We start from the raw sequence: 12,775 nt of genomic DNA, 5'->3' as shown, positions 1-12,775 counted from the left end.
TAGTTCTGGCAGCAAATTAGACTGGAATGCAGTTTTTCTTTAAATAATACAACTCCTTCCATTTATTATTCGTACAATATAGGCGTTATTCGTGAGTTAGTCAATACAGAAGTGGCAGCTAACCATGACGTATAAAAGGCTTGTAATCCAAAAATCCCGCTCTCTCCGTTGTTACAAGAGAGAGCGGGATTTGGATCACATATGTGCTTCTAGGCGTTAGATTCGGCTGCTTCTTTTTCCGATAAAAGCCAATGTGTAAATCATACCTCCAGCTACGATAACCAACGAAAACAGAAGTAGCAAGTTGCTGTACAAGTCTGCCTCAGCATTCCATAACATCGGAAGAAGCGGGAAATCCAGCCATCGTCTGGAAAGCAAGCCTCCTACAATTGCGACTCCGATCCCTTCCGATAAGAAGCATGCAAAATTAAGCATTCCCATCCCTGCACCCGCTTCTTTCTCTTCCAGAGAATCGGAAACGATGGTTGAAATCACCGTCTTCACAAAAGAAAGGCCTCCAAATACAAAAATCAGCATACCTGTTACAATCCAAGGTGATTGATCCGCCAGCACAGCCATGGTTAAAAAACCACCGATAATCATCAAGGCTCCTATATAGAACACAAAATGATGACCTTTCTTGTCGACGAGTCCCCCCCCTAACATGCCAAACAGCATGACGCTCATGGCACCAGGAAATATAATACCCGCGCCAATCATGTCCGTTGACAAATGATGGACGCTTCTCATCAGATAAGGCACCATGGACAGAAATCCGGCTACTATGCCCAAAATGAGGCAGCCCGTGATCGTTCCGGCGATGAACTTCTTCCTTATGAATAAATAAGGTTCGATAAATGGATTCGAGGCCCGTTTGATACGTGCGGCGAATAATACGAGCGCTGCTAAACAGCCAGCCAGATACATCCAATGTTCATGGGTCGTAAACAAGGTAAGTAGCACTACGCCAACGGAGAGCATAGCTGCTCCCATAACATCCATGTTCCCTTTCTGTTCGGTCTCATCCGGCAGCACTTTTAAAAAGAACGGAATCGTTGCAAGCGTCATAAGAGGAAAAACAAACAACACCGACCAGTGCACGTAATGGGCAACAACGCCTCCGATGACAGGCCCGATTCCTTCGCCCGTTGCAACCAGTGATCCTATAAGACCAAAAGCTCTTCCGCGATGACTGGCATCGAAATAACGTACAATCATGACCATGACCAGCGCAGGGATGGCAGAGGCTCCCGCCCCCTGAATAAATCTTGCCGCAATCACAGCAGGTAAATAGGCATGTGCCGCTAATCCCAGCATCGACCCACTTCCGTACGTTACGATGCCTATAATGAGCATTTTTTTGATCCCGTACAGATCCGATATTTTTCCATACACAAACGAACCTATGGCAAACGACAGCATAAAGCCTGTATTGACCCAATTGGCTGTCGATGGCTCCACATGAAATTGTCTGGCAATATCCGGAAGTGCCACATTAAACACCGTTTCATTCAAAACGCTGAAAAACACCAAAAATCCCAGCCAGGCAAACGCGCCTTTCGCATTTGTGATCCGTAATTTTTGACTTGGTTGAGTAATCTCTTCCACTTGGTAGTTGCCCCCATAAATTTAGGGGAATACGCAGTTTATAGGGTCAATGATGCGATTTCCCTCAAATTTTGTACCCAAATCCATGTTTTTTGCCGCATGCAATAATCCTCCTTTGAAATTTCTAATCTTTAATATAACATACGGTTTAGGAAGACGAAAAATACAATGATATAGAAGCAGATGAGGATTCACATGTTGTTTGCACCTTTAGAAGGCGCCTAAATACTCCCCCTCTCCCCATGTGCGGCACCCTCCTCTCAAAGTATCACTCCCTTCTACCGTTAAGCTTAAACGGTGGCTATCATCTGCTATCGCGCATCTTTCCTTGGTCACTACTCCATACCAACGCTATCAATTTGCATAGGATATCTAATGATAGATTCAAGGAGGTCTGGTAGCATGACAACCCCTATGGAATTTGATGCCATTTTCAGTCTGGGTCACAACTGTCAGGTTGCCGCCCAGCTAAGAAGAAACAAGCTGCGTCATGCAGCAGGTCCGTGGGACTGGTTCAACTTCGCTTCGACCCGTGAATTTTGCAAAGTCATTAAACATCAAATCAGCGATTTCATGCTCCGGGATAACCTGGACATTTATGGTAAATCCGTGAACTGTTACTATGTACGCGACAAACGATCCTCCTGTTTATCCTTCCATGATTTCAAGAACAACCCGGAAGAGCAGCCGCTATATGACTACCCCGCTTTTCGCCAACGGCTGGATCGAAGAATCGAGCGCTTTAACCGCTGCTTGAATTCTGAACAAAAGACTCTGCTCGTACGGATCATCCCGCATAAAAAAGATGCTGAGACGATTGATCAGATTATTCGCGAAACTTACTCCAATCCGAACGTAACCCTATTATTTGTCATGCTTAGCAGCAGTCCGAGTATTGTTACTCTTCCTTCTTTCTCGGATCGGGTGCTCATCAAGCAAATACCGAAAGGGCCTACATGGGAGGGAGATTTGGAGGCTTGGAAGACCATTCTTGGAGGATTTTCGCTCATTTCAGGGGAATAAGTGTTTGACAAAACCAAAATTTACCTGTATATTTACAAAAAAGTGAATCGGAGCTCTTACGAAGGAAGCACCCGTAAGTCTGGCGTTGAATGCGCCTTTCTAACGGGTGCTTTTTGTCGTGAGTCCGGCCATCCTGTCATGATGCGACTGCCGCTAATGATAATTATTCGTTATGTTAAGGAGCGATGTTTATGTTTAGAAGATTACTGATCTCATCCCTTGTTATGGCACTATTTCTCACTTTAATCCCCATGCCTTTCGCAAATGCAGCCGCGATCGAGTTCACCGATACGGTTCAAGCCCAATTGAATGCCACGGCGGACCGGGCCGGCGGAACCGTACGTACCAAACTCATCAATCAGTACGATAATTTTAAATCGGAACGAAAGCAAGCGATGGATTGGGATGATCGAATCTCTTCCCTTCGTTATGCCAATGAAGCCAAAGCCTCGGAAACCCGCAAAAGAATCAGCGAAATCGATAAGGACAAAATCCGCAAGCTGGAGGAGCAGCTCCAAGCAGCCAAAACCAAGTACCAGCCGCTGTTTAATACCTATACCGCACTCAATAAGCAAATTGCCGCAGCTAAGAAACTCAAAGACAAAACGCTCTCCAAGATGCTGCAGTCACAAGCTGGTGGCATGAAGATCCTGGTTACCCTGGGGCGTGAGGATATCCGAAATAAGCAGGCGGCACTTACGGCAGCCAAGAAAGAGAAAACTTCCAAAGCGGCAAAGGTGCGCTCTATCCTGTCCGAGATTGAATCCTACAAAAGCAAGATCAAGGGCGATAAAAGCGCAATCTCTACGCCGAATAAACTGATGACAACCGAGTGGAAAAATTTCAAAGCAGCAGTAAAGGCGAATGAATCGGCCAGAACCAGCGATACCCTTTCCAGGCTGCTGACGCTCTCCGGTCAGATCCTGACGAAAAAGAAAAGCATTTACAGTCACGAACAAAAAATCGAGTCTATCATTGCACGTGCAAATGCGCAATTAAAGTGACGCTTTCAAGAATCCCACCATACAAAAACAACTTCTGCCGAGGGCAGAAGTTATGGTTCGATATGCAACAAGTCAACTCAACTTGAAGCCGTTTGTAACGGGTATTGGAATCCAGCCAACCTGGATTGATCAAGCAATGGATAGTCATATAACATGCCTTCATAAATAACTTCGAATGCCGGATGCTGAAAGAAATCATTCGGAGTTACTGTGGAGGAAGGGCGATTCCATAGATGGATTCTGCTTTGCTTCATCGCTTCCGCTACGAATTGTGAACAGAAGTAGGATCTTTCTCTCATAATATCAAGTCCCATCAGCACGCCGAACATACCGATGAGATTGTACCCGTAAGCATCCTCTTCATCCTTATAATTTTGAATCACGTTTCTTGCCGCCTCGAATTGCCCCCTTGTGACCTCGAGTCGGAGCAGAGCGCAGCGCGTACCTGGAAAGTGACGGAAGGTTCCTTCGTATACATCTTCCTCAACAAATCCCCCAACCCAGGGATTGTTGGCGCATTTGCGGCCAAAGCTGAACACTTCATTCAAGTTCTCGTCCAGCGCCAGCGAAGCATGATTATAGGGCGCGGCTGTAATTCGTTTAATAAGTTTGGTAAACATCGTACCCGTATCGGTCAGTAGAACATATATATTTTGGTTATCGGACATTTGGCTTTCCCCCACATACATTGATTACATTTTTCATTGAATCCGGATTTCGTCAAATCCTTCGTTAATTCCATTGTAATAGAGGCAAGCCGTTTCCATAACCGACTATAGGTGTGAATAGGACCTGGACCTAAGTCGAGTTCTCACCTGACCTGGCAATGTGATACCCATAACTATACCCCATATAAGCGACGATAGGAAGATGGCGTCATGCCTTCATGCTCCATAAATCGCTTGTTAAAGTAACTGACGCTCGGATAGCCCGCTTCTACTGCAATTTGTCCGATGGTTTTTTCTTTATGGTCGAGCAGCCACTGCTTTGCCATCTGAAGACGGCAGCGCGTCACAAAATCCATCGGGGTCATCTCCATGACATTTCGGAATAATTTGCAGAAATAGTAAGTGGTTACGCCAAGTCTGTCCGCCCACTCCTCCAAAATAAACGGCTGTGCCGCTTCCTGCTGCATGATCGGCAGCAGTTCAAGAATCCGGTTGGCCGAGTTGTTCGATTTATTGTCCGATAATGCGGACGCCTGCTCCACGAATACGGCTAACAAGGAATACGTTAGCGTGGACAGCTGCGCAGGCTTGAGCATCCGGTGGGTCTCCGCCTCACATAACAGCGCTTCATGCGCTTCCTCAAAGGCTGACGGCTGCCGAATGCTCCACAGCTGGCTTTTATGAAATCCACGTTCGATGAAATAGTTCTGCAGCCCGCTGCCATAAAAGTGGAACCACCGCACATCCCACGGATCGTCCTCGCTGGTGTAATAACACTGAGCCTGCATAGGAAAATATAGCACAGCTTCACCTGGGCCAAGCGTATGAACTACATTTTCGATTTCAACATACCCTTTACCGGAAGCCACATAATGAATATTGAAATTGTTCAGAGACCCGGCTGCCCGCGAAACGGTATGGTCCAGTTCATCCCGGTATATCCCTACTGATTCGGGCAGGCAGAAGAATGGCATTTGCGGAAGGGTTAACAGATGACTTTGTCGTTTCATCATAATGCTCCTCAAATGACAATATTGTTGTATTAGACTACAAAATAATATTATATCAATTTTAATTCTTGTCTTTTATAATCGCAATATAATCTTAATAAGTTGTATAGGAGCTGATGAACATGACTCAAAAACTTCGTTGGGGAATCCTTGGCTGCGCCAGCATTGCCAAACGCTCGGTCATACCTGGTTTACAGCAATCCCGTCTCAATGATGTCGTTGCCATTGCGAGCCGCGACCAGGCAAAAGCAGCACAAACGGCAGAGGAACTGAATATTCCGACTGCATACGGCAGTTACGAGTCCTTGCTCGAGGATTCATCTATAGATGCTATCTATATTCCACTCCCTAACCATCTACATAAAGAATGGAGCATCCGTGCGGCGGAAGCCGGTAAACACATTCTATGTGAAAAACCGCTTGCGCTGACGGAAGCGGAAGCAGCTGAAATGGCTGAAGCAGCAGCTAAAGCCGGCGTAGTGCTGGCCGAAGCCTTTATGTATCGCTATCACCCGCGGTATGACTTGATGAAGGAAATGATCGACGCCGGTGCCATCGGGGACATTCGGGGCATACGCAGCGCGTTTACCTTCAATAGCTCCGCCAATCACGGGAATGTCCGTTTCCACAAGGATTGGGGCGGCGGCTCGATTTATGATGTCGGCTGTTATCCGATCAATGCCGCGCGCATCCTGCTGGATAAAGAGCCGGAAGCTGTTACCGTTCAAGCTTTCTTCTCCCCTGAGCATGACCATGTCGACATGATGGCATCCGGACTAATCGAATTTGGAGGCAATGTAGCCCTGACATTTGATTGCGGAATGTGGGCGGCTTATCGCAACCCTCTTGAAATTGTGGGTACGGATGGCCTGATTGAAGTCCCTTACGCCTATAGCCTGCCTGAGGACGGAGCGAACTTCTTCTTAACGACCGGCGAAGGACGTAAAGAAATCGAGGTTCCTCGTGCAAACGCATACAGTGAACAAGGAGATCATATGGCCGAAGCTATTTTGAACAGTAAGCCTCTCCGCTACTCTGCAGAGGACGCCATTCACAACATGAAAGTTATTGACGCCTGTCTGCAATCTGCCCATGAACGGAAGCGAATTGTATTGTAAATACACCCAAGGAGGATATGAATATGAAATATATATCAATCAAGGGATTAAACAAACCCGTCTCTGCGCTAATGAAAGGAACGGACTACTTCTATCATGATTCGTATGAAAAAGCAGCCGCGAATATGGATGCTTACCTGGCTATCGGCGGCAATTCCGTTGATACCGCCCACATCTACTGTGGAGGTCAAAGCGAAGAAGTCATCGGCAGATACATGCAGGAAAGAGGAAACCGGGATCAGATCGTCATCCTGACCAAGGGTGCCCATCATGACCAGAACGGCCCGCGCGTCAATAAAAAAGACATCAAGAGTGACATCACAACGAGCTTCGAAAGACTGCAAACGAATTTCATCGATCTGTACGCGCTTCACCGTGACGACCCTGAGGTTCCGGCAGGTGAAGTTATCGAGGCCCTGAACGAATACATTGCCGATGGCAGCGTGGGCGCCATTGGGGTATCCAACTGGACATGGGAGCGCATCCGGGATGCCAATGCCTATGCCCAGGCAAATGGATTGGTCGGTTTCTCCTTCAGCAGTCCGAATCTCAGTTTGGCCAAACCAAACGAGCCGTTCTGGAAAGGCTGCGTGTCTGCCGATGCAGAGACGATTGCGTGGCATGAAGCCGAGCAGTTCCCGTTGCTCTCATGGTCGTCCCAAGCAAGAGGATTCTTCACCGGCCGATTCACGCCGGAAATTCGGGATAATGCGGATCTGGTGCGGGTGTTCTACAGCGATGAGAACTGGGAGCGACTAGAGCGCGCTAAACAGCTGGCGGCATCTAAACATGTGACAGCCATTCAGATTGCGCTCGCTTACGTGCTGAACCAGCCCTTCCCAACCTGTGCGCTGATCGGTGCGCAATCAGCCGAAGAATTAAAATCCTGTGATGAGGGTTCAACCATTCAGCTGACAAGGGAAGAATTGGACTGGTTAGACCTAACGGTGGATCAGCTCTCTTCAATCTAAATGTTAAAAGCGCCCTGTCCAGGATATTTTCATCCTGCTCAAGGCGCTTTTTTATAGGCTAATGAACCATCTGAAATCTTATACTAATACGAAGACATCCTGTCTCCTGCAAAGCGATAATGCGAGGCTGCCTTGGGACGCGAAACTGTGTATGATTAACCTTCTCATCCACTTTAGTCTCTTACTCTGAACCCTTGTAACATGCCAGCAATCACATCCATTGTTTCCTCGATGCCCTTATCGGTTGCAGGCATTTGAGCGACCCAGAGCGAACATTCGTTTAATGCACCGGACAAGGCATGCGTCATAGCATCAACGGGGATTCTCTTCATCATTCCCTGCTCCTGCATCAAAGTTAACTGCTCCCACAGATGACTCATCGAATGCAACTCGTCCATCTCGCGCCAAGCCTCCCAGCCTACGACACTAGGACCGTCAATGAGCATAATCCGCTTATTCTGCGGCTCTACCACAGCAGCAATGAAAGCCCGGCAGCCAAACAGGAGCTGCTCCCAGGGATCCTCGGAGCTACCCGCTTCCGTCTCGACGCGCTGTGCAATTTCCGATTGCACTAATTCAAGCACGGCCAGGAACAAACCTAGTTTATTCTTAAAGTGATGATACAGCGCGCCGCGGGTAACGTTAGCTTCGTCGGCAATTTCCTCTAGTGCCGCATTGGCATAGCCTTTTTCCGTAAATTGTGTTCTGGCTATCTTCAACAGCAGCTGTATTGTCTCGTGGGTTTCGCTTTTGCTTCTTCTCATAATTAGCGTTGTTCTCCCCTATGCATCATTCTCTGGAGTCAACCTCATTAGGTGACCACACTTCTTCATTATACTGCTCCAGAAAGGTCTGGGAAGGCGGAATGATCTTGATCATGTCAATCAGCACCCCATTTGGGTCACTGGTAATAAAATGCCGCTGACCAAATTCCTCATCCCGCATCTCCTGATGAAGCTGCAGCTTTTCGTGGATGATCAGCCTTTGGTACTCGGCATCCACATCCTCCACCTCAAAATTAAGAATCAATCCCTGTGCAGGTTTCTGAAAAGGGGACGGTACCGTGGGATGGTCTTTGGACAAAATGGCCATTTCATAAGCGCCTTGTTCCTGGTCTCCCTGCTTCAGGCTTACATACCAATCCGCTTCAAAAACAATCTCAAATCCAAACAACCGTGTGTAAAACTCTGCGCTTTCGGCGATCTTGTCTGTCATGATCACAGGATAGAATCCTTGCAGCTTCATATGGAAAACCTCTCCTCTATTTGGAATGAATCCAATTTAACATACACACAGAATGTATGTAAATATAATTTTAAAAAATTTCCACAAACGAAGAACCTGCAGACCAGACTGCAGGTTCTTCGTTTGCTACCACAACAAGCTGACAGCCAAAAGATTAAACAATGCTAGCGGCAATATTACATTAGGATTAGGCCCGTATGGCACAAAGGGCGTATATCCGGGAAAGAATCCTCTGTTGCCTTGTTCTACAAGAATGTACACATTTTTTGCGTCTACGTTTATGACGACGCCTTCGATGGCTTCATCATCCATCGTATGCACTCTTACCTTGCGATTCACCACATTTTTCATAGCAGCATGGGCGCTTTCTCTATGCTTCTTCATGGAATGTACCAGATGGTGATCGCATTGAAACAGCATTTGCGGTTGCGTTGAATAATTGTTCATGATGCTCCTCCTTCATTCTCTTCTATCCGCATTGTATGCAAATGTCCCGTCAAGGGTGTTCGCCTATGTGGAATCCGTTTAATGCATCGCGGATACGGGTATAGTACAACCAGATGAAGGAGGGTTAAACACCATGGACAAACAAAATATACAGTCAAAACCCGGCAGCTTTTTTATTAAAGATGACGGAAAAACGTTAGCCGAAATCACCTATTCGCCTCAAGGTAACGGAGTGATCAGTATCGATCACACCTATATCTCACCCAGCCTGCGTGGTCAAGGAATCGCCGACGAACTCGTTCGAAAAGTAATAGGGTACGCTCGGGAAGAAGATTTGAAAATCATCCCCGCTTGCTCCTATGCCGGACATTATTTTGACAAAAACGTCGATGATCGTGTCCTGCTGCACAAATAAAAAAACGAGGATAAAACAACATCGGTAATCGGATGCACTCGTACGGTTACACTCGCCCGCCAGCCATAAGAATGCTCCTCTTATCGGTTGGCTTTTACGCGCCTTCATGTCCAAGTTCAAATGTAACACTGGTATTTTCTATTGCGATAAAGCGATCCTATCCTCTATGATCAAATGGAATAGCTTAACTTAGGGAGGCAACTATAATCATGAGGCAAACAGCGGAACATTGGGTCTGGGAACAGATGTTTGATAAATTGCCTATGGGGGCGATCCTGATTTCTGCGGTTGACGAGCCTGTAGCGAAGGTTAATGATCGTTTTTGCGAACTTGCCGAAACCAATCGTTCAGACCTGCTTCAGCTCAAACCTTCCGAAATCCAAATTCTATCCAATCTATCGATTCAACAAACATTGCAATCATTGACATATGACCACACATCCACGCTCAAAAGAGACTCTTATTTTATCCGCCATAACGGTAATCAAGTCCATGTCTCTGTGACGATTTCCCTGCTGAAACATCCCACCCCTGGAGAGGCTCCCTGGATATTATGCTGTATTGATCCCAGGACCGAACAGGAGAAGTGGTCTTTGCCGTCGACCATTAAGAATGATGAGCTGCTTGCACTCATCTCCAAGAGCGGACAAGATCTTATATCCATCAGCAACGCTGACGGTATCATCGAATACATCTCACCTTCTGTGACGGAAGTACTCGGATACACCCAAGAGGAAATGACGGGCCAATGCCGGATCGATTACTATCATCAGGTGGATTCCGAGCAAATGAAAGAACCGGGAAAACTATTTTCAGAGGACGATAGTTTCGTTCGACGCATTCGCCATAAGGATGGGCATTATTTATGGTTTGAAACGTCTTTTCAGCTGGTACGGGGAGTGCAAGGCGAGGTTACTAAGGTCCTGGCCATTGGACGAAATATTACCAAGCGCAAAACGGATGAGGATACGCTGGCCCACGCGCAGCGGATTGCCAAGATCGGTTCCTGGCGATGGGACTTGATCACGCAGACGCTAACCTACAGCGATGAAATGAGGCGAATTTACGGATATCAGATCAATGCCACCGAACCAAACCATAACACGCTGCTGTCATTGGTCGTGCCTGAGGACCGTGAGCGGCTGGAGGCGGCGGTAAGCAGAGCCATTCTAGGGAATGCGAATGAAATCATCTACCGGATCCAGCTTCAGGACGGACAAATCCGAACCATACGAGCTCAATGGGAGGTCTCCGTTACGAATGAAGGCAGACCCATGGAGATGGTTGGCATGGCGCAGGATATTACCGAGCAGGTGCTGATTGAACAGCAATCGCTGGAGAACGAGAACAAGTACAAGCTCATAACCGAAAACTCCCTAGATTTCATATCCAGCAGCACCATAGACTGTTCAACGTTTCTATATTGTTCACCTTCCTGTTATTCACTGATTGGATATCGTCCGGATGAGCTGGTTGGCACCAGTATATTCGATTACGTATACGCTGAGGATATCATACCGCTTCAGGACTATTTTAAGCATTGCCTGGACGGCAAATTGCTCACACCAATCACCTTCCGTTATATACATAAGGATGGCAGGCACATCTGGTTTGAAGTCAATTGCAAGTACATTAGCACGCAGGACGGCCAAAAGAACGAGATCATTTCGATTGCCCGCGACATTTCCGAACGAAAGCTGATGGAATTTAAGTTAAAAGAAAGCGAGCAGCGATATCGTTCTCTATTTGAGTATAATCCATCGGCCGTATACTCCATGAATTTAGATGGCGACTATCTAACGGCCAATCAGAATTTGCAGGACCTGACGGGATACACCCTGGACGAGCTGATCGGGATGTACTTCGGACCGATTGTTGCGGAAAAAGACATGGCCCGCACGTTGTTTCATTTTAACCAGGCAACAGAAGGCATACCTCAGAGCTATGATCTGACGATTATTCATAAGGATGGGCATCCCATTGACATCAATACGATTAACATCCCGATTTTCGTGGATGACGAAGTGGTCGGCGTCTATGGCATTACCCGGGATATCACCGAGCGCATGCGAACCATGGAAGAGATCAAGAAGCTTAGCCGGGAGCTCACCCTTTTGCTGAATACGGTGTCCGAAGGCATTATCGGACTGGACATTCACGGACAGGTCGCATTTATCAATCCGGCAGGCGCAGCTATGCTGGATTATGAACCGGCCACCACCATCGGAAGACCTTGCGACCAGATTATCAAAGAAATTCGCCATGACGGTACTTTTTATCGAGGGGATGATTCTCCGCTTGTTCAGGCCGTCAAACAGGGCGTCCCGCTGACCAGAGCCGAAATCGTACTTTGGCGAGGCGACGGAACCAGCTTTCTGGCAGATTATCAAGTCAATCCGATCTGGGATCAAGGTGAGCGGAAAGGCGCTGTCATGGTATTCCGCGATATTACCGATGAGAAAGAAATCATCCGGGCGAAGGAGCATGCTGAACGGGCAGATCAAGCGAAAACGGAGTTTCTGACCATGATGAGCCACGAACTCCGCACGCCGATGAACGGCATCATCGGCATGATTGAGCTGTTACGAACGACCGAGCTTGACGAAGACCAGCTGAATTATACCCATATTCTGATGGAGAGCAGCAGCTCGCTGCTTCACATCCTGAACGAGATCCTTGATTTCAGCAAAATCGAGACCGGCAATATGACACTCATTCATGAACCGATCGATTTACGTTCCTTGCTTGAAGTCGTCGTTGATTTATTCTCGGCCAAAGCCAAAGAAAAGGGGTTACTGTTATCCTGCAGCATGAACAGCTCCACGGTACCCGATGTGATCATCGGCGATGCCCTGCGGCTGCGGCAAGTGCTTGTTAATCTCATCAGCAATGCCATCAAATTCACACATGAGGGCAGCATCATGATGAGTGTCGAGGGACTGCGCAGGACGGGCACCCAGGAAATCACGCTTGCTTTTCAAGTAAGGGATACGGGAATTGGCATCCCTGCTGAACAGCAGCATCAGCTATTCACCTCCTTCTCGCAACTTCACCCATCCTTGAATCGCAAATATGGCGGTACGGGGTTGGGGCTGGCGATCAGCAAAAAACTGGTCGAGCTGATGGGAGGGGTCATCGGCGTCGAGAGTCGTGAACATGTCGGTTCCTCCTTCTACTTTACGATCCCGACCCATACGCTGCAGGACGATATCACGGACAAATAAACTTTAGAGTCTCTCCTATATCCTCCACAACCAAAAGGGTGA

At 47.4% G+C, this 12,775-nt stretch carries 12 protein-coding genes; 6 read left to right on the top strand and 6 right to left on the bottom strand.

The window, feature by feature from the left end:
* Nucleotides 1–216 precede the first annotated feature (216 nt).
* A complete protein-coding gene (locus tag ABEW73_RS29900) occupies nucleotides 217–1,572 on the bottom strand; it encodes an MFS transporter (protein ID WP_430165646.1) in 1,356 nt (451 codons plus the stop codon).
* A 438-nt stretch (nucleotides 1,573–2,010) separates the two neighbouring features.
* On the opposite strand from ABEW73_RS29900, the gene ABEW73_RS29895 reads away from it, so the two are divergent.
* Both ABEW73_RS29895 and ABEW73_RS29890 read left to right on the top strand, forming a co-directional pair.
* The gene (locus ABEW73_RS29895) at nucleotides 2,011–2,631 is read left to right on the top strand and encodes a DUF1796 family putative cysteine peptidase (protein ID WP_430165540.1); all 621 of its coding nucleotides are present in this window, start codon (nucleotides 2,011–2,013) and stop codon (nucleotides 2,629–2,631) included.
* 191 nt (nucleotides 2,632–2,822) lie between these two features.
* Nucleotides 2,823–3,635: a hypothetical protein gene (locus tag ABEW73_RS29890; RefSeq protein ID WP_430165543.1), complete on the top strand. Its 813-nt coding sequence runs from the start codon at nucleotides 2,823–2,825 to the stop codon at nucleotides 3,633–3,635.
* A 77-nt stretch (nucleotides 3,636–3,712) separates the two neighbouring features.
* Here the strand turns inward: ABEW73_RS29890 and ABEW73_RS29885 are convergent, their stop codons facing one another.
* The gene (locus tag ABEW73_RS29885; protein ID WP_430165546.1) at nucleotides 3,713–4,303 is read right to left on the bottom strand and encodes a hypothetical protein; all 591 of its coding nucleotides are present in this window, start codon (nucleotides 4,301–4,303) and stop codon (nucleotides 3,713–3,715) included.
* Between the two features lie 173 nt (nucleotides 4,304–4,476).
* Complete coding sequence (locus tag ABEW73_RS29880; protein ID WP_430165549.1) at nucleotides 4,477–5,313, bottom strand: AraC family transcriptional regulator; 837 nt, start codon at nucleotides 5,311–5,313, stop codon at nucleotides 4,477–4,479.
* A gap of 122 nt (nucleotides 5,314–5,435) precedes the next feature.
* Here ABEW73_RS29880 and ABEW73_RS29875 point away from each other — a divergent pair, with 122 nt between their 5' ends.
* Both ABEW73_RS29875 and ABEW73_RS29870 read left to right on the top strand, forming a co-directional pair.
* Entirely contained in the window at nucleotides 5,436–6,431 is a 996-nt protein-coding gene (locus ABEW73_RS29875; protein WP_430165552.1) for a Gfo/Idh/MocA family protein, read from the top strand.
* A 23-nt stretch (nucleotides 6,432–6,454) separates the two neighbouring features.
* A complete protein-coding gene (locus ABEW73_RS29870; protein ID WP_430165555.1) occupies nucleotides 6,455–7,402 on the top strand; it encodes an aldo/keto reductase in 948 nt (315 codons plus the stop codon).
* Nucleotides 7,403–7,575: 173 nt separating this feature from the next.
* Here the strand turns inward: ABEW73_RS29870 and ABEW73_RS29865 are convergent, their stop codons facing one another.
* The 3 genes from ABEW73_RS29865 to ABEW73_RS29855 form a co-directional block, all read right to left on the bottom strand.
* Nucleotides 7,576–8,166 (bottom strand): TetR/AcrR family transcriptional regulator, encoded by a 591-nt coding sequence (locus ABEW73_RS29865; RefSeq protein ID WP_430165558.1) that lies wholly within the window; start codon nucleotides 8,164–8,166, stop codon nucleotides 7,576–7,578.
* 25 nt (nucleotides 8,167–8,191) lie between these two features.
* Nucleotides 8,192–8,647 (bottom strand): VOC family protein, encoded by a 456-nt coding sequence (locus tag ABEW73_RS29860; protein WP_430165561.1) that lies wholly within the window; start codon nucleotides 8,645–8,647, stop codon nucleotides 8,192–8,194.
* 126 nt (nucleotides 8,648–8,773) lie between these two features.
* Complete coding sequence (locus ABEW73_RS29855; protein WP_430165564.1) at nucleotides 8,774–9,094, bottom strand: hypothetical protein; 321 nt, start codon at nucleotides 9,092–9,094, stop codon at nucleotides 8,774–8,776.
* Nucleotides 9,095–9,227: 133 nt separating this feature from the next.
* On the opposite strand from ABEW73_RS29855, the gene ABEW73_RS29850 reads away from it, so the two are divergent.
* The gene (locus tag ABEW73_RS29850; protein ID WP_430165567.1) at nucleotides 9,228–9,509 is read left to right on the top strand and encodes a GNAT family N-acetyltransferase; all 282 of its coding nucleotides are present in this window, start codon (nucleotides 9,228–9,230) and stop codon (nucleotides 9,507–9,509) included.
* A 209-nt stretch (nucleotides 9,510–9,718) separates the two neighbouring features.
* A complete protein-coding gene (locus ABEW73_RS29845; protein WP_430165571.1) occupies nucleotides 9,719–12,733 on the top strand; it encodes a PAS domain S-box protein in 3,015 nt (1,004 codons plus the stop codon).
* Nucleotides 12,734–12,775: the final 42 nt, after the last annotated feature.

It is taken from the genome of Paenibacillus lautus (assembly GCF_050482385.1).
Lineage (GTDB): Bacteria > Bacillota > Bacilli > Paenibacillales > Paenibacillaceae > Paenibacillus_AQ > Paenibacillus_AQ lautus_B.
The sequence above is the reverse complement of the archived record's forward strand: the minus strand, read 5'-3'. Positions and strand labels throughout refer to the sequence as shown.